This is a genomic window from Azospirillum canadense (genome assembly GCF_025961225.1).
GTDB lineage: Bacteria > Pseudomonadota > Alphaproteobacteria > Azospirillales > Azospirillaceae > Azospirillum > Azospirillum canadense.
In genome coordinates this window covers 93,474-109,952 of sequence record NZ_JAOQNG010000002.1, presented here as the reverse complement: position 1 = coordinate 109,952, position 16,479 = coordinate 93,474, and the positions used below count along the sequence as shown (strand labels likewise).

The window sequence follows — 16,479 nt, the reverse complement described above, 5'->3', positions numbered from 1 at the left end:
GACTCTCGCTTGGGAGACACCATGCTGACCCACCTTCAGGACCTGGGCTTCCGCGCCGGCGAGTTCTCCGCGCAGCCGATCCCCGAGCCGGAGATCGCGCGGGTCCTGTCCGTCCTGAAGGCGTTCTACGGGCCGGACGCCGATCCCTCCGCCCTCGTGCCGCCCGGGCAAGAGGAAAAATTGCGGGAGGCGGAACTGCGCGCGGCCGTCGCCGACGCCGCCCCGGCCCTGGCATCGCTCGGCACGGCGCTGCGCGACGCGCTGGAATCCTGCCACAGCGGGGTGCTGGTGCGACGCCTCGGGCTCGGCGGCCTCGACCTCGACACGCGGCGCTTCGTGCTCTACGCGCTCAGCCTCTGCATGGGCAGCCCGACCGCCACCGACAAGATCGACCGCAAGGTCGTGTGGGACATCAAGCTGCGGCCGGACAAGGTGCGCGACGGCAGCGTCTCCACCTTCTCCGAACACGCCTACGAAGCGGATTTCCACACCGACACGCAGTATTTTCCCAACCCCGAACGCTACATGCTGCTCTACGTCGCGGTTCCCGCGGCCTGCGGCGGCGGGCGGTCCACGCTGCGCGACGTGCGCTGCGTCAAGGACGCGCTGGCCCGCAGCGCGGAGGGGCGCTGGGCGCTCGACCTGCTGTCGCGCCACGAGCTTCCCTTCCGCATCCCGGCGACCTTCACCACCACCGGCCGGCGCGACAGAGTCGAAGTGACCTTCGCCCGCATCTTCGGCGACCGTCCGAGCGTCCGGTTCCGCACCGACACGCTGGAAAAGGGCCTCGCCGCCTTCCCCGACCACGACACGCCGGACGTCCGCCGGGCGCTGGGCATCCTCCAGGCGGAGTTGGACGACGAGAGCCGCCGCCTGGAGACTTTCCTGGAGGCCGACGCCCTGCTGGCCGTCAACAACCACGAGGTCCTGCACGGCCGCGGCGCCTTCGAGGACCCCGACCGGCACGTCCTGCGCATCCGCATCGACGACGGCGCCCCGCAGAACGCGGCGCGCACGCTCCTTCCGCAGGACTCGTAAAACCGTGAACCTCCTCCGCCTTCTCGGCCGGCTCGGGCCGGGGCCGCTGCGGCGGCTGGTCCTCTACGCCACGGCGTCGGCGCTCAGCAGCACGCTGGTGCTGGCGATCGTCAACCGCGCAGCGCAGCAGATCGCCGAGGAAAAGGCCGACTTCGTCGACGTGCCCATGGCGCTGGCCTTCGTCGCCAGCGTGCTGGTCTACATGGTCGTGGAAAGCCGCATGGTCGCCCACATGGCCTCTGACGTGGAGGAGGTGGTGGACGGGCTGCGCATGGGCCTGCTCGACCGCATCCGCCGCGCCGACCTGTGGAAGCTGGAGCGCTTCGGCCAGACCCCGCTGTTCGAAAGCGTGACGCAGAGCAGCCAGATCATCTCCCAGAACTCGCAGTTCCTGGCGCTGACCCTGCGCTCGGTCCTGCTGACCGGGACGATCCTGGTCTACATCTCCACCGTTTCCCCCGTCGCCTTCCTGCTGATCGGCGCGCTGCTGGGCGGCGGCGCCTGGTTCTACGTGCGGCTCGGCCGCGCGCTGGACGAGCGGCAGGGCGCCATGATGGCGGAGGAGGCAGTGATGTTCGAAGGGGTGTCGGACCTCTTCGACGGCTTCAAGGAACAGCGCCTCAACAGCGCCCGCAGCCAGGACCTGAACGCCACCTTCGGCACCGTCTCCGCCCGCACCACGACGGCCCGCGACCAAGTGCACCTGCACAGCTGGCAGCAGTTCGTGTTCGGCGAATGCGCCTTCAACCTGATGCTGGGCGTGGTCGTCTTCGTCGTGCCGACCTACTCCGGCACCTTCGCGCAGGAGGTGGTGAAGGTTTCCGCCGCGGTGTTCTTCCTGGCGACCCCGGTCTTCGGCCTGATGCAGTCGCTGGCCGTGACGAGCGCGGCGGAGGCCGCCGCCGGCCGCATGTTGGGTCTCGAAGCGCAACTCGCTGAGCTGGCCGAGCCCGGCAGCGATGGCCCCGGCCTGCCGGTCCCCAAGAACTTCGCCGAATGGCGGATGGAGGGGGTGGAGTTCGCCTTCCCCGCCCCGCCGGGCGAGCCGCCCTTCGCCGTCGGTCCCTTCGACCTGACCATCCGCCGCGGCGAGGTGGTCTTCGTCACCGGCGGCAACGGGTCGGGCAAGTCGACCTTCATCAAGCTGCTGACCGGCCTCTACCACCCCCTGCGCGGCCGGCTGACCCTGGACGGCGTGGCGATCGGGCCGCAGCGCATCGCCGCCTACCGCGAGTTGATGGCGACCGTCTTCGCCGACTTCCACCTGTTCGCCCGCCTCTACGGCCTCGACCCCGTGGACCAAGTCGGGGCGGAGGACCTGATGCGCTGGATGGAGATGGAGCGCGTGACGGCGGTGGACGGCGACCGCTTCGGCCGGCGCGACCTGTCGATGGGCCAGCGCAAGCGCCTGGGCCTCGTCGCCGCGATCCTGGAGGAGAAGCCGATCCTGATCCTCGACGAATGGGCGGCCGACCAGGACCCGCATTTCCGCTTCAAGTTCTACCGCGAGGTCGTGCCGGCCCTGAAGGCGCGCGGCCTGACCATCGTCGCGGTGACCCACGACGACCATTACTTCGACGTCGCCGACCGCCGCCTGCACATGGAGGAAGGGCGCCTAACTGAATTGAACATCACCGAATTGACCCTCACGGAGGGCGCGGCATGAAGCTCCTCCCCCTCGTCCTGCGTGAGATTCCGGAGAATCTGAAGACTCTCGCGCTGATGAACGCGCTGTCGGCGGTCGCCACGGCGGCGCTGCTGTGGCTGGTCGACGCCGCCTCCAAGGACGCGGCCACGGGGACGGTCAGCCCGCGGCTGCTGATCATGTACGCGGTGACGGTGACGCTGTTCGGCGTGACCCACAACTACGCGCTGGTCACCGCCTCCCAGGACGCGGAGCGGCTGATCCACCGCATCCGCCTGCGCCTGTTTGACGCCGTGCGCCGTGCCGACCTCGTGACGGTGGAGCGCATCGGCCGCGCCTCCCTGAACGGTGTGCTGACCCAGGACACCCAGACGCTGGCCCGCACCCTGCCGATGCTGGCCATCGGCGGGCAGCAGGGGGTGATGCTGGTCTTCCTGGCGGTCTATCTGGCTTGGCTGTCGCCCATCGCCTGCGTCATGGCCTTCGGCTTCGCCGGGCTGGCAACGGCGGTGAAGGTCGGCCGCACGACCCGCCTGCGTCGTAACATGATGGACTCCGCCGCGGCCGAGGCCGGTGTCTTCGACGGGCTGACCGACCTGCTGAGGGGCTTCAAGGAGGTGCGGATGAGCCGCCCGCGCGCCGACGGGCTGATCCGCGACCTGGGTGAGTCCTCCGCGCGGGCGCGGGCGGTCAACGTGGACATGAAGGCGCAGTGGGGCCGCAACTTCGCGCTGATCGAGGCGATGTTCTACACGCTGATCGGCATGATGGTCTTCGCCGTCCCGCTGTTCACCAATGGATACCATGCGGTGGTGGTGCCGGCGACCACGGCGGCGCTGTTCATCGTCGGCCCGGTCAGCACCGTGTCCTTCGTCGCCCCGCTGGTCACCCAGACCGAACTCGCCCTCTCCAATATCGAGGCGATGGAGGAGCGGCTGCGCACCGCCGCCGGCGACGCCCCGGACGAGAGCGCCGAGCCGCTGCCCAAGCCCCCGGCCAGCATCGCGCTCAGCGACGCCACCTTCGCCTACACCGACGCCGACGGCACGCCGGTCTTCGCCGTCGGACCACTGTCGGCGGAATTCCGGGCCGGCGAGATTACCTTCGTGACGGGCGGCAACGGGTCGGGCAAGTCCACCATGCTGCGCCTGCTCACCGGCCTAATGCCGCTGTCGGGCGGGGAGCGGCTGGCCGACGGAGAGCCGGTGCCGGCGGAGCGCATGCAGAGCTACCGCGACCAGATCTCCGCGATCTTCTCCGACTACCACCTGTCGCGCCGGCTCTACGGCGTGGCCGACCCGGACCCGGCGCGTATCCGCGCCCTGCTGGAACGGCTGGAGATGCAGGACAAGGTGACGGTGCAGGACGGCGCTTTCAGCACGGTCAGCCTGTCCACCGGCCAGCGCAAGCGCCTCGCCCTCGTGGTGGCGCAGCTGGAGGACAAGCCGGTCATCGTGCTGGACGAATGGGCGGCCGACCAGGACCCGCACTTCCGCCGCGTCTTCTACGAGGAACTGCTGCCGGAACTGCGCGCGGCCGGCAAGATCGTCATCTGCGTGACCCACGACGACCGCTGGTTCCACCTCGCCGACCGCGTATTTCATATGCACGAAGGGCACATGAACGAGGGCCGCATCGAGGAAGGCCACCGGCAGTCCCTTTTCAGCCTGGAGCCGGCGCAATGACCCCGACGCCCTGGCTGCAGAGCTTCCGCCCGGTGGCGAACCCGCGTCACCGGCTGGTCTGCTTCCCCCAGGCCGGGGCGGGTGCCTCCGTCTACCGGGACTGGCACCGGCACCTCGATCCGTGCGACGAGCTGCTCGCCGTCCGCCTGCCCGGCCGCGAGAGCCGCATCGCCGAGCCGGGCCTGACCGCGGTGGCCGACGCGGTGCCCGGAATCATGGAGGCGCTCGCCCCGCACCTCGACCGGCCGCTGGTGCTGTTCGGCCATTCGCTGGGGGCGGCGCTTGCCTATGCCACCGCCCGCGCGCTGGTGGAACGGGGTACGCCGCCCCGGCTACTCGCCGTCTCCGGCCGGCGCGCGCCGCATCGGACGCCGCGCCGGACGCCCACCCGCAGCCTCGACGAGGCCGCCTTCCGCGACCGTATCGCCAGCCTCGGCGGGACACCGCCGGAGGTGCTGGCCTGCGCCGACCTGATGGAGCTGATGCTGCCGATGCTGCGCGCCGACTTCACCATGTCCGACGACTTCGCCGAGCCCGTCCCGACACCCCTGCCGGTGCCGATACTGGCCTTCGCCGGAACCGAGGATGCGGAGGTGGCCGTCGCCGAGGTCGCCGCGTGGGAGGCCTTCGCCGGTGCCGGCTTCGCCCTACACCGCCTGCCCGGCGGCCATTTCTTCCCGCACGAGCAGCGGGCGCGGATTGTGAATGCCGTCATGAGCGGCGCCTTTTGCGACGGCAGACACCCCCTCCACCCTCCTTATTCCAGCAAATCTTTTGACGATGACAACCGAATTGGTTAGCCCATATCACGGTGCCGCCGATATTCCCCGGCGGTGTTTCGAAGCGGGCCGTCCCCCCGGGGGCGACGTTCGCCGTGCGCCTGCCCCGGCCGCGGCTCTCTTTTCTTTTTTCCTTCGCAACGTTCTTTTTGGAGCGCCACACCATGGTCATTAAGAAAGATCCGCCGGGCGGTGACGTCACGCCGGACACGGCCGCCGACGCCACTCCGCCGGTCACCGCGTCTGACCCGGCGACTGAGGCCACGGCCAGCGCCTCGGAAGCCGCCCCGGCCGCTGAGTCGACCGCTGAGTCGACCGCTGAGTCGACCGTCGAGCCGGCGGTCGCGTCCGTCGCCGACCGCGCCGACGGCGTCATCCGCCAGCACGTGCTGCTGTCGGCCGCGGCGGGCGTCATCCCGCTGAACTTCGTCGACACCGCCGCCCTGGGGGTCGTGCAGCTGCGCCTGCTGAAGGAGCTGTCGGAGGTGCACGGCGTGGACTTCCGCGGCGACATCGGCCGGTCCGCGGTTGGCACCCTGCTCGCCACGGTGGCGCCAACGGCGCTGGCCGGCGGCGTGCTCGGCTCCATGGCGGTGCGGATGGCCCTGCGCTCCGTCCCGCTGGTGGGCACGGTGACGCGCTTGGCGACCCAGCCGGCCTTCAACGCCGCCTTCACCTACGCGCTCGGCAAGGTGTTTCACCAGCACTTCGCCTCCGGCGGCACCTTCCTGACCTTCGATCCGGACAAGGTGAAGGCCTATTTCCGCACGAAGTTCGAGGAGGCCCGCCGCCTCAAGGGCTCCGTGCTCGGGACCGCTGCGGAGGAAGCTCCGGCCGCGGCCTGAGCGCCCCCCTGAACGGCAGACAGATGAGATGGGGAGCGCCGCCGCGCCTCCCCATCCCTTCCCCGCAAGCCGCCCCCTGATTGCCGCCCCCACCCGCCCCAAGGCCCGGACGCATGCCCTTCTTCGCCATCCTGCTGTATCTCGCCGCCTGCGCGGTGTGCGGCTTCATGGGCCGCAACACCACCTTCGGCTTCGTCGGCCACTTCCTGATGGCCGTCTTCCTGACCCCGCCGGTCAATTTCGTGGTCCAGGCGGTGGGACGCCCCAGCGCGCAGGCCCGCGAGAAGGCGTTGGCGCCGAAGCAATGACGACCGCAGACACCACTCCCAGGGACATCACCCCCAACGGCATGGCCGCCGACCGCACGCCGCCCCACCAGCGCGCCCGGCTGTGGCTGAAGCGGCACAGCGTGTCGCTCTACGCGCTCGCCCTCACGGTCATCCTCGGGCTGCTGGCCATCGCCCCGTCCATCTTCATCGAGGTGCAGGCCGGCCATGTCGGGGTTCTGTGGCTGCGCTTCTTCGGTGGCACGGTGACCGACCGGGTGCTGAACGAAGGCACCCACATGGTCTTCCCGTGGGACAAGGTCACCATGTACGACGTCCGCCTGCGCACGGAGAGCCGCAGCTACGAGGCGGTGTCGGCCAACGGCATGGCGATCACGGTGGAGGTGGCGCTCCGCTACCGCATCAACCCGCCGGCCGCCGGGCTGGTCCACAAGCTGGCGGGCGACGACTACGCCGCAAAGCTGGTTTATCCGGAGATCGCCAGCCTGGTTTACGAATTCGTGTCGCAGCACAACCCGGAAAGCTTCTACTCCGTGGACCGCGCCGACATCCAAAGCTTCTTGCTGCAGCGCATACAGGAGCAGTTCCCGGCGCCGCCGGACACCTTCCCGGTGTTGGGCGCCGCGACGCCGCAGCAGGTCGAAGCCACCATGATCCGGGTGGAGGACGTCCTGGTGGCCGGCGTCACCTTCCCGCCGCTGGTGCGTCAGGCGATCGACCGCAAGATGGAACAGCAGCAGATCATGCAGGAATACGATTTCCGCATCGCCCGCGAGGCCAAGGAACGCACCCGCAAGCGCATCGAGGCGGAGGGCATCCGCGATTTCCAGGACATCGTCGCCCGCAACATCACGCCGGAATACCTGCGCCTGCGCGGCATCGAGGCGACGCGCGCCTTCGCCACCTCCTCCAACGCCAAGACGATCATCATCGGCGGGCGCGACGGGCTTCCCGTGATCCTGAACACCGGCGACGATGCGAAGCCCACCCCGACTCAGCCCTCCGACGCCGGCGGTCCGGCGGAGGCACCGCGCGACTCCTCAGCCCTGCCGTCCGATCCAGCCGACACGTCCCACCGATGAAAGATTGAGCCCGCAAATGACCGGGCCGATTGCTCTGCACGCGGAGCGATCATCCACACACGTGGAAGCTGCGGTTGATCTGCATCAATGCGCCGCAGCGCCGTTCGTTCGCATTTAATACAAAATCATCTCAAAGAACGATGGGCGTCCCCGGTCCGTCGGCAACAGGACGGAGGACAGGCTGATGAGAGCCCTGCGCACGCTGAGTCTGGCAACGAAGCTGACCATTCTGTGCACGCTTGGCCTCGTCATCCTTGCCGGTGCCCTGACCTTCGCCACGGTCTATCTCGTGCAGACCCGCATCGGCGAGGAAGCGCTGGAGCGGCGGGAGCAGGCGATCACCAGCTTCCACCTCCTCCTCGACCAGAAGGGGTCGGAGTTCCACGTCAAGAACGGCGCCCTTCACATCGACGACTACAAGCTCGATGGCGCGAACGATCTGGTCGACTCGATCCGCAGCGTGACCGGCGGCGTGGCGACCATCTTCCACGGCGACAAACGGGTGGCGACCAACGTCCGGAACCCCGACGGCAGTCGCGCGGTCGGCACCACCCTGGCGCGCGGCCCGGTCTACACGGCCCTGTTTGAAAAGCACGAGCCCTTCCGCGGCGAGGCGAACATCCTGGGCGACGCCTACTTCACCGCCTACGACCCGCTGACCGACCAGAACGGCGAGGTGATCGGCGTCCTGTTCGTGGGCCTCAAGAAAAGCGACGCGCTGCGCGTCGTCGACGAGTTGGTGAGCAACACGCTCAAGGTGGCCGCCGTGATCACACTGGCTGTCGGCGCCATCATGCTCCTGGTCGTCCGCCGCCAGTTCCTCACGCTCGGCCGCATCCGGACCGCCATGCTCCAGATCGCCGATGCCCGGTACGAGACGGTCGTGCCCGGCCTCGACCGGCAGGACGAGATCGGCTCCATGGCACAGGCGGTGGCCATCTTCCGTCAGAAGGGCCTGGACAACCAGCGCCTGCGCGACGAGCAGGAGCGGGAACGGCGGGAGTCGGAGCAGGCCAAGATCGCGGCGCTGGAGTCCATGGCCCGCACCGTGGAGCAGGAGACCCGCACCGCCGTGGACCAGGTCGCCGAACGGTCGACGCTGATGGACGAGAACGCCCAGGCCATGGCCTTCTCCGCCGAGTCGGTATCCGGCAACTCCCAGAACGTCGCGGCGGCGGCCGAACAGGCGCTGGGCAACGCCCAGGCCGTGGCGACGGCCACCGACCAGCTCACCGCCTCCATCGCGGAGATCTCCAACCAGGTGGCTTTCGCCAGCCAGATCTCGCGCCGCGCGGTCGAAGGCGGCCGGCGGACCGAGGACGTCGTGGTGTCCCTCTCCGACGCCATCGGCCACATCGGCGAGGTGGCGACCTTCATCCAGGGCATTGCCAACCAGACCAACCTGCTGGCGCTGAACGCCACCATCGAGGCGGCGCGGGCGGGCGAGGCCGGCAAGGGATTCGCCGTCGTGGCGGGCGAGGTGAAGAACCTCGCGACGCAGACCTCCCGCTCGGCGGAGGAGATCTCCCGCCAGATCGCCGAGCTGCAGAGCATGACCGCGACCGCCGTGTCCGCGGTGAAGGACATCGGCCACACCATCACCGAGATCGACGGCGTCGCCGGCAGCATCGCCGCCGCCATGGACCAGCAGGGCGCCGCGACCCGGGAAATCTCCCGCAACGTCGGCCAGACGGCCGCGGCGGCGCAGGAGGTGTCGGTCCGCATCGCCCAGGTGTCTGAGGAAGCGGCGGAAACCGGCAGCCGGGCCACGGAGGTGCGCCGGGTCGCCTCCGACGTGGCGGGCAGCATCGAGACCCTGCGCCAGATGCTCGTCCGCGCCGTGCGCACCGCAACGCCTGAGGTGGACCGCCGCCGCAGCCCGCGTTTCGCGATCACCGCCCCCTGCGCGGTCGCGTCTGCGGTCGGGGACCTGCACGGCCGGCTGCAAGACCTGTCGGAAGGCGGGGCGACCATCGACGGGATCGACCCGGCGGCGATCGGCAACCGCGGGACGCTCACGATCCAGGGCTGCAGCCAGCCGCTGCCCTTCACCGTGCTGTCGCGCGACGGCACCGTCATGCACGTGAAGTTCGACCTCGCCCCGCAGGTGGCGGCGGCCTTCGCGACGGAATTCCGCCGCCTCACCGCCGGGGCGCCGCTGCTCGACCAAGCGGCCTGATCGGGCGTTCTGAAAAGGAAAACGCCCACCGGCGGATGCCGGTGGGCGTTCGTGCGCTCTCGTCAGCGATGAGAAGCCGTCAGGCCGCTCAGCTGTTGCCCTTCAGGAAGGCGATCAGGTCCTTGCGGGCCTGCTCGTTCTTCACACCGGCGAAGGCCATCTTGTTGCCCGGGACGGCGCCCTTCGGGTCCGTCAGGTACTTGTCGAGCTGGGCCTCGTCCCAGGTGATGCCGGCGTTCTTCATCGCGTCGGAGTAGTTGAAGCCCTCGTGCGAGCCGGACTTGCGGCCGACGACACCGTGCAGGTTCGGGCCGACGCGGTTCGGGCCGCCGGCCTCGATGGTGTGGCAGGCCTTGCACTGGTTGAACACCTTCTCGCCGGCCGCGGCATCCTGCGCCGAAGCGATGCCGGGGAACGACGCGATCAACCCGAGAGCCAACACGGCAAAAGTGCGCTTCATCTTGGTTTCCTCAATTAGCGAACACGATGATCGCCCACCGGATCGGCCGCGGAAGGCCGGACCGGCGGGCCAATTGGATCCGCCCGACGTGGACGTAGCGTTTAGCACTGGAACACCCGTCAGGCTACCCCGTTCCGGAGGATCCTTTCCAGGCGCAGGCTGTACCGTGCCATGCTGAAGCAAAGGACCCAGAAGACCAGCCCGACGAAGGTATAACCCTCCGCCGCGAAGCCCAGCCAGTTGGGATCGGACGTCGCCGTCTTGATGATGCCGATCAGGTCCAGCAGACCGATCACGGCGACCAGCGAGGTATCCTTTAGCAGGCCAATGAATGTGTTGACGATGCCGGGAATAACCACGCGCAGGGCCTGCGGCAAAATGACCAACCCCATCGTCTGGACCCGGCCCAGCCCAAGGCTTTCCGCCGCCTCGCGCTGGCCGGGTTCAAGCGCCTGGAGGCCGCCGCGCACCACCTCCGCCATGTAGGCGGCGGAGAACAGAGCCACGCCGATCAGCGCGCGCAGCAGCTTGTCCACTCCCACCCCCTCGGGCAGGAACAGCGGCAGCATCACCGAGGCGAGGAACAGCACCGTGATCATCGGGACGCCGCGGATGAACTCGATGAAGCCGATGCAGGTCAGCCGCAGCACCGGCAGGGCCGACCGCCGGCCGAGCGCCAGCAGGATGCCCAGCGGCAGCGACGCCGCCATGCCGGTCAGCGCGATGGTCAACGTCAGGAACAGCCCGCCCCACTGCTCCGTCGGGACGTAGGGCAGCCCATAGGCCCCGCCGCTCAGCAGCGCCTGCGCCAGCACCGGGAAAACCAGCCCGAGCAGATTGAGCCCCGCCGCCCGCAGGCTGTCGAAGCGCCAACCGAACAGCCCGGCCGCCAGCACCAGCGTCACCCAGCCGAAAGCCTTGGGCGTGCCGAAGGCCACCCCGCCCACGCCCGCCGCCAGGACGGACAGGCCGACCACCAGCAGCACCCTTGCCACCGCCGGCAGGCGCCGCAACGCCGACAGGTCGCGCGCCAGCAGCAGCGGCCCCGCCAGGAACAGCGCCACCACCGCCCCAAGCGCCGGCCCGCCGAGCCAGCCGGCCCCCAGCCCCCCGATAACCACCCCCGCCAAGGCTGCCGCCCGCTGAGTCGCCGCGCGCAGCGGCAGCACCGTGGCCAGCCCCAGCGCCAGGGTCAGCGCCGCCGCATCGACGCGCCAGCGCTGCTCCAGCGGGTAAAAGCCGTACATCAGCTGCCCGAAGCGCACCTTGACGAACACCCAGCAGGCGCCGCCGCCCACGGTGCCCTCTGGCGTCAGGCAGGCGTCGCGTGTGGCGCCGCTCCACACCGCGTCGAGCAGCGCCCATTTGACCAGTGGCGGCAGCGCCCAGGCCAGCAGCAGGGCGAGCGACAGGGTCGCCAACGTTCCCCAGGCGGAAAAGAACAGGTTCTCCCGCGCCCAGCGCCACGGGCTGCGGGACGGCTTCGGCGGCGCGAGCACCGCGGTCTCGTCGAAAGTGGTGCTCATCGCCGGACGATCGCCATCTTGCTGTTGTAGAGGTTCATGCCGAAGGAAATCGCCAGGCTGACCACCAGATAGACGGCCATGGTCATGCCGATCGTCTCGATCGCCTGTCCGGTCTGGTTCAGCGTGGTGCCGGAGAAGACGGCCACAAGGTCCGGAAAGCCGATCACCACGGCGAGCGAGGAGTTCTTCAGCAGCGTCAGGTGCTGCGTCGTCATCGGCGGGATGATGACGCGCATGGCCTGCGGCACCACCACCAGCCGCAGCACCGCCCCGGGCGTCAGGCCCATCGCCTGCGCGGCCTCCACCTGCCCCTTGGGAACCGACAGGATGCCGGCCCGCACCGTCTCGCCGATGAAGGCGCCGGAATAGAGCGTCAGCGCCAGCCACAGCGCAATCAGTTCCGGCACCAGCGTCAGGCCGCCGTCGAAATTGAAGCCCTTCAGCACCGGGATATCCCAGGACAGCGGAACGGTGCCGGAGCCCAGCACCGCCAGCGGCGGCAGCACAATCAGCGCCAGCCCGACCCAGCCCGCCGGAAAACGCTGCCCCGTCTGGATGCGCCGGCGCCGCGACCAAATCCCGATCGCGGCCGCCGCGGCAAGTCCCAGCCCCAGCGCCGCCCAGACCATCCAGACAGGCCCATCGCTGACCGGCCCCGGCACGGTCAGGCCGCGGTTGCTGAGGAAAGCCAGGCCGCCCAGCGAAATGGCGTTGCGCGGGCGCGGCAGCGGCGCCAGGACGGCCGTGTACCAGAACAGCAGTTGCAGCAGCAGCGGCAGGTTGCGCACGGTCTCGATCACCGTCGCCGCCGTGCGCGACACCAGCCAGTTGCGCGACAGCCGCCCGATGCCCAGCGCGAAGCCCAGCGCGGTCGCCGCGACGATGCCCAGCGCCGACACGGTCAGCGTGTTCAGCACGCCCACGACGAAGGCCCGCCCGTAGGTCGCTGCCGGGCTGTAGTCAATCAGGCGGAAGTTGATGTCGAACCCCGCCCGGTTGCCGAGGAAATGGAAGCCCGCCGCGATCCCCGCCTTGTTCAGGTTGTGGATCGCGTTGCCGACCCCCCAGGCCAGCAGCCCGACCAGGGCCGCCAGGATCGCGCCCTGGATCGCCAGCCCGCGGATCCGGGCCGCCGTCCAGGCCGGCCCACGCGGCGGCCCCTCCGGCACGCTGCGGTCGTTCGTCATGCTTGTGTGTCCGTGATGTTCAAATGCGCGGCTGAAGGGTGGAGAGGTTACGCCGTGCAGATGATTCACCACAGAGACACAAAGACACAGAGATTTCCGAAGACCGACTGGGTCACCGGCAAAGAAGGAAGCTTCTTCAAATAATTCTCTGTGTCTTTGTGTCTCTGTGGTGAATCCGCTGTCCGCGCGGGACCTCTCCGGCCTCCGGCCGCCCCCTCACCCTGACCCTCTCCCGCAAGGGGAGAGGGGCTTTTGCTACAACTGACTCAGCGCACCGGCGGGGCGTACATCAGGCCGCCCTTGGTCCACAGTTGGTTGATGCCGCGGTCCAGCGCCAGCGGGGTCTTGGCGCCGACGTTGCGCTCGAACACCTCGCCGTAGTTGCCGACCAGCTTGACGATGCGATAGGCCCAATCGCGGTCCAGGCCCCAGCGCTCGTTGCCCAGCGCCTCGTCGCTGCCCAGCAGGCGGCGGATGTCCGGGTTCTTGGACTGGCGCATCTCGTCCACGTTGGCCGAGGTCACCCCCAACTCCTCCGCGTCGATCTGCGCGAACAGCGCCCACTTGGCGATGTTGGCCCACTGCGGATCGCCGGCGCGCACCGACGGACCCAGCGGCTCCTTGGAGATCACCTCAGGCAGGATGACGTGGTCGGCCGGCTTCGACAGGGTGGTGCGGCGGGCGGCGAGGCCCGAGGTGTCGGTGGTGTACACGTCGCAGCGGCCGGTGTCGTACAGCTTCGCCGCCTCGTCAGAGGACTCGAACACCACCTGCTTGAAGGTCAGCTTGTTGGCGGCGAAGAAGTCGGCGATGTTCTGCTCCGCTGTCGTGCCGGTCTGGATGCAGATGCTGGCGCCGTTCAGCTCCTTGGCGCTCTTCACGCCCAGCTGCTTGCTGACCATGAAGCCCTGGCCGTCGTAGAAGTTGGCGCCGACGAATTCGATGCCCAGGTTGGCGTCGCGGGTGAAGCTCCAGGTCGTGTTGCGGGCCAGCACGTCGATCTCGCCGGTCTGCAGCGCGGTGAAGCGCTCCGTCGTGGTCACCGGGCGGAAGGTGACCTTGCTGGCGTCGTTGAACACGGCCGCCGCAACGGCCCGGCAATAGTCCACGTCCATGCCCGACCAGACGCCCTGCGCGTCCGGGGCCGAGAAGCCCGGCACCTTGCCGCTGACGCCGCAGACCACGCTGCCGCGCTGCTTCACGGTGTCGAGGACGCCCGCCTGGGCGACGGAGGACGCTCCCGCGGCCACCGCCACGGACAAGGCAGCGGACACAACGGCAAGACGAATCGTCACGAAGAATCTCCACACATAAGTAGAAGGCAACGCCTCAGCTTAAAAAGCGGGCACCACCGTCCACAAGTGTGAAATCCGATACGCTGGCAATCATGGGCGCCGGCATCGACCCAGCCGCCTCCGCTACAACCGGCTGTGCAGCAGCGTCGTGCCGCCGGTGCTCGCCTGGTCGAGGTCGGCGTCGCGCAGATCGGCCCCGGACAGGTTGCAGCCCGCCAACTCGGCGCCGGCCAGCCGCGCGCCGCGCAGGTCGGCGCCGCGGAAATCGCTGTCCGCCAAATTGGCGCCCTTCAGGTTGGTCGGCCACATCCGGCCGGTCGGCACCCCTTCCGGCGACAGCAGTTCGATGGCGCGCAGCACCGCGTTGCGCAGGCGGGCCCGCTGCAAGTCGCAACCCTCGAAGCTGGACCCCGACAGGTTGGCGTTCTCGAAGCTCGTCTCGCGCATGCGGCAGCCGGGGAACTGCGCGATCTGCAATTTGCTGTCGCGGAAGGTGGCGCCGGTGAAGTCGCAGTTGCGGAAGATCGCCCCGCTCAGGTCGCAGCCGTCGAAGTCGGTGCCGGCGAAGGCGCCGTCCGAAACGTCGAAGCGCCGGCCCTCCCTGCCGTTGCTGTTGATCCACAGCACGTGCCCGTCCAGCCCCGCCCGGATCTGCGGCGGCAGGGCCGCGTCGGCGCGGTGGTAGATGGCCTCCTGAAGGCGGGCGTCCTTCCAGTCGGCGCTGTCCATGGCGACGTTGCGCAACTCCGCCCCGCGCAGGTCGGCGCCTTGGAAGGAGGTTCCGGCAACCGTCGCGTTGTTCAGGATCGCGCCCTTCAGCCGGGCCCCGGCGAAATCGGCCCCGCGCAGGTCGGCGCCGCTGAGGTTGGCCCCGAACAGCGCCGCGTTGCTGAAGTCCGCCCCCTCCAGGTTCGCGCGCGACAGGTTGGCGCCGGTCAGGTCCGCGTCGCGGAAGTTCGCCGCGACCAGGCTGGTGGAGCCCGCGTCCGGCTTCCGGCCGGGTGTGCGGCGGTTCTTCCACAGCACGAGCTGGCCTGGGCGCAGATCCGCGCGCTCGAACACCGTGTTGCGCAGGCAGGCCTTGGTGAAGTTGGCGCCGCGCATGTCGGCACCGACCAGCGAGGTGCCGCGCAAGTCCGCCGAAACGAAACAGGCGCCGAACAGGTCGGCGCCGTCCAGGTTGCAGCGCTTCAGCACGCTGCGCCGGAAGTTCGTCCCGGTCAGCACGGCATCCGACAGAACCAGCCCCGACAGGTCGTAGCCGGTCAGGTCCGCGGACTTCATCTGAAGGCGCATGCCATTGGGGCGCGCCGCCAGGTACAGGGCGTGCGCGCGGATGGCCTGCGCCAGCACTTCCAGGTCCGCCGCTTCGTCGCCGCCCTGACCGTTCATCATCGCCACGCCATGAGCCTGCGCTGTTCCACTCATCGGACTTGGTGCCGCCGCATTATGTTACAGCATTGTATTAATTCCGCTAAAATTTTTAACAACCGAATCGTGCATGGCTGGATTTGCTCAGCGGCTATGTCGTCCGTTGGTGGCAATCGAAACCGGGACCCGCGCATGCCTCTAAAGGGGAATTGATCGCACCCCCATGCTCATAGGCCGCACGTCGGAATCGCGGTGGATTCCGCCGATTCGGCGCTGCAAAATCGCGCTACGGCCATCAGCCACACTTTCGTAAGCATACCTCGTAAATAGGCATAACCCATTGGAGGTATTTGACCTTTTTTCCCTTATCCGACCCGACCCGTCGTGCTAGTCCTGCCGGTATGCTTGGCAGGAGTTGCGCTTGGTTCCGCGCGTCTTTTGCCGCACCGCAGTATGCCGGGTGGCATGGAATGTCCGCCCGTCCGAAAGGATCGCAATCCTGCGGCGCAGCCAGCAAAACAAAAAAAGGGAAGAGGCATGACCTACCCGCTCAGCAAACCCGCGGAGGCTGGGATGGACATAGGATCGGAAGGGGCACCATCCACAAGTGGTCAGGCCACAAGCGGCCCGGCCACCAGTGGTTCGGCACCGGTGCGCGTTCTCGTGGTGGAGGATGAATCCATCGTCGCCATGTACCTCACCGACGTGCTGGAGGACATGGAGTATGAGGTCTGCGGCGTCGCCGCCTCAGGGGCGGAGGCGCTGGCCATCGCGGAGCGGGAGCGGCCGTCCCTGGCCCTGGTCGACATCGGGCTCGCGGGTGCGCAGGACGGGATCGAGACGGCCCGCGCGCTGCGCGACCGCTTCTCCGTCGGCAGCGTCTTCATGTCGGGGGCCAGCGACCCGGAGTTGCTGAAGCGCGCCGGAACGGTCCAGCCGCACGGCTTCCTGCAGAAGCCCTACGACGCGGACCAGCTGAAAAGCGTGCTGGAGCGCGTCTTCGCCGGATCTTGAGAACAGCCATCCCAGCCGGGCGCCGCCGCGCGGACCCGCACCGCCGCCATCATTGAACACGTCCAGCGGTCGCGTCGTCCCGGCGC

14 protein-coding genes are annotated in these 16,479 nt (G+C 68.8%); 9 read left to right on the top strand and 5 right to left on the bottom strand.

All coding sequences use genetic code 11. The features are described 5' to 3' along the window. Window positions 1-21: 21 nt before the first annotated feature. From M2351_RS15210 to M2351_RS15175, 8 genes are all read left to right on the top strand, one after another. On the top strand, window positions 22-1,038 hold the full coding sequence (locus M2351_RS15210) for a TauD/TfdA family dioxygenase (protein ID WP_264656959.1): 1,017 nt from the start codon (window positions 22-24) through the stop codon (window positions 1,036-1,038). Between the two features lie 4 nt (window positions 1,039-1,042). Continuing rightward, window positions 1,043-2,704, top strand: a complete 1,662-nt coding sequence (locus M2351_RS15205) for an ATP-binding cassette domain-containing protein (protein WP_264656958.1) — start codon at window positions 1,043-1,045, stop codon at window positions 2,702-2,704. After that, window positions 2,701-4,368 (top strand): cyclic peptide export ABC transporter, encoded by a 1,668-nt coding sequence (locus M2351_RS15200; protein WP_264656957.1) that lies wholly within the window; start codon window positions 2,701-2,703, stop codon window positions 4,366-4,368. The genes M2351_RS15205 and M2351_RS15200 overlap by 4 nt, the downstream gene beginning before the upstream one ends. After that, window positions 4,365-5,168, top strand: coding sequence for a thioesterase II family protein (locus M2351_RS15195; RefSeq protein ID WP_264656956.1), 804 nt, complete (start codon window positions 4,365-4,367; stop codon window positions 5,166-5,168). Before M2351_RS15200 ends, M2351_RS15195 begins: the two co-directional genes overlap by 4 nt. 143 nt (window positions 5,169-5,311) lie before the next feature. Continuing rightward, window positions 5,312-5,992: a YcjF family protein gene (locus tag M2351_RS15190; RefSeq protein ID WP_264656955.1), complete on the top strand. Its 681-nt coding sequence runs from the start codon at window positions 5,312-5,314 to the stop codon at window positions 5,990-5,992. Between the two features lie 113 nt (window positions 5,993-6,105). After that, window positions 6,106-6,300: a hypothetical protein gene (locus tag M2351_RS15185; RefSeq protein WP_264656954.1), complete on the top strand. Its 195-nt coding sequence runs from the start codon at window positions 6,106-6,108 to the stop codon at window positions 6,298-6,300. After that, on the top strand, window positions 6,297-7,361 hold the full coding sequence (locus M2351_RS15180; protein ID WP_264656953.1) for a prohibitin family protein: 1,065 nt from the start codon (window positions 6,297-6,299) through the stop codon (window positions 7,359-7,361). Before M2351_RS15185 ends, M2351_RS15180 begins: the two co-directional genes overlap by 4 nt. 184 nt (window positions 7,362-7,545) lie before the next feature. Next, a complete protein-coding gene (locus tag M2351_RS15175) occupies window positions 7,546-9,540 on the top strand; it encodes a methyl-accepting chemotaxis protein (protein WP_264656952.1) in 1,995 nt (664 codons plus the stop codon). Between the two features lie 88 nt (window positions 9,541-9,628). On the opposite strand, the gene M2351_RS15170 is transcribed toward M2351_RS15175, so the two are convergent. The 5 genes from M2351_RS15170 to M2351_RS15150 form a co-directional block, all read right to left on the bottom strand. Continuing rightward, the gene (locus M2351_RS15170; protein WP_264656951.1) at window positions 9,629-10,000 is read right to left on the bottom strand and encodes a c-type cytochrome; all 372 of its coding nucleotides are present in this window, start codon (window positions 9,998-10,000) and stop codon (window positions 9,629-9,631) included. 119 nt (window positions 10,001-10,119) lie between these two features. Beyond that, on the bottom strand, window positions 10,120-11,526 hold the full coding sequence (locus tag M2351_RS15165; RefSeq protein ID WP_264656950.1) for an amino acid ABC transporter permease: 1,407 nt from the start codon (window positions 11,524-11,526) through the stop codon (window positions 10,120-10,122). Beyond that, window positions 11,523-12,713: an amino acid ABC transporter permease gene (locus M2351_RS15160; RefSeq protein ID WP_264656949.1), complete on the bottom strand. Its 1,191-nt coding sequence runs from the start codon at window positions 12,711-12,713 to the stop codon at window positions 11,523-11,525. Before M2351_RS15160 ends, M2351_RS15165 begins: the two co-directional genes overlap by 4 nt. A gap of 266 nt (window positions 12,714-12,979) precedes the next feature. After that, window positions 12,980-14,002 (bottom strand): amino acid ABC transporter substrate-binding protein, encoded by a 1,023-nt coding sequence (locus tag M2351_RS15155; protein ID WP_264657485.1) that lies wholly within the window; start codon window positions 14,000-14,002, stop codon window positions 12,980-12,982. 129 nt (window positions 14,003-14,131) lie between these two features. Continuing rightward, window positions 14,132-15,436 carry a pentapeptide repeat-containing protein gene (locus tag M2351_RS15150; protein ID WP_264656948.1) on the bottom strand — a complete coding sequence of 435 codons (1,305 nt, stop codon included), beginning with the start codon at window positions 15,434-15,436 and terminating at the stop codon, window positions 14,132-14,134. A 594-nt stretch (window positions 15,437-16,030) separates the two neighbouring features. On the opposite strand from M2351_RS15150, the gene M2351_RS15145 reads away from it, so the two are divergent. Continuing rightward, window positions 16,031-16,393, top strand: a complete 363-nt coding sequence (locus tag M2351_RS15145) for a response regulator (RefSeq protein WP_264656947.1) — start codon at window positions 16,031-16,033, stop codon at window positions 16,391-16,393. Window positions 16,394-16,479 lie beyond the last annotated feature (86 nt).

What these genes read in the sequence shown, in the direction of transcription:
- M2351_RS15210 (WP_264656959.1), top strand. Translation starts at nt 22, where the DNA reads ATGCTGACCCACCTTCAGGACCTGGGCTTCCGCGCCGGCGAGTTCTCC.
- M2351_RS15200 (WP_264656957.1), top strand. Translation starts at nt 2,701, where the DNA reads ATGAAGCTCCTCCCCCTCGTCCTGCGTGAGATTCCGGAGAATCTGAAG.
- M2351_RS15195 (WP_264656956.1), top strand. Translation starts at nt 4,365, where the DNA reads ATGACCCCGACGCCCTGGCTGCAGAGCTTCCGCCCGGTGGCGAACCCG.
- M2351_RS15190 (WP_264656955.1), top strand. Translation starts at nt 5,312, where the DNA reads ATGGTCATTAAGAAAGATCCGCCGGGCGGTGACGTCACGCCGGACACG.
- M2351_RS15185 (WP_264656954.1), top strand. Translation starts at nt 6,106, where the DNA reads ATGCCCTTCTTCGCCATCCTGCTGTATCTCGCCGCCTGCGCGGTGTGC.
- M2351_RS15180 (WP_264656953.1), top strand. Translation starts at nt 6,297, where the DNA reads ATGACGACCGCAGACACCACTCCCAGGGACATCACCCCCAACGGCATG.
- M2351_RS15175 (WP_264656952.1), top strand. Translation starts at nt 7,546, where the DNA reads ATGAGAGCCCTGCGCACGCTGAGTCTGGCAACGAAGCTGACCATTCTG.
- M2351_RS15170 (WP_264656951.1), bottom strand. Translation starts at nt 10,000, where the DNA reads ATGAAGCGCACTTTTGCCGTGTTGGCTCTCGGGTTGATCGCGTCGTTC.
- M2351_RS15165 (WP_264656950.1), bottom strand. Translation starts at nt 11,526, where the DNA reads ATGAGCACCACTTTCGACGAGACCGCGGTGCTCGCGCCGCCGAAGCCG.
- M2351_RS15160 (WP_264656949.1), bottom strand. Translation starts at nt 12,713, where the DNA reads ATGACGAACGACCGCAGCGTGCCGGAGGGGCCGCCGCGTGGGCCGGCC.
- M2351_RS15150 (WP_264656948.1), bottom strand. Translation starts at nt 15,436, where the DNA reads ATGAGTGGAACAGCGCAGGCTCATGGCGTGGCGATGATGAACGGTCAG.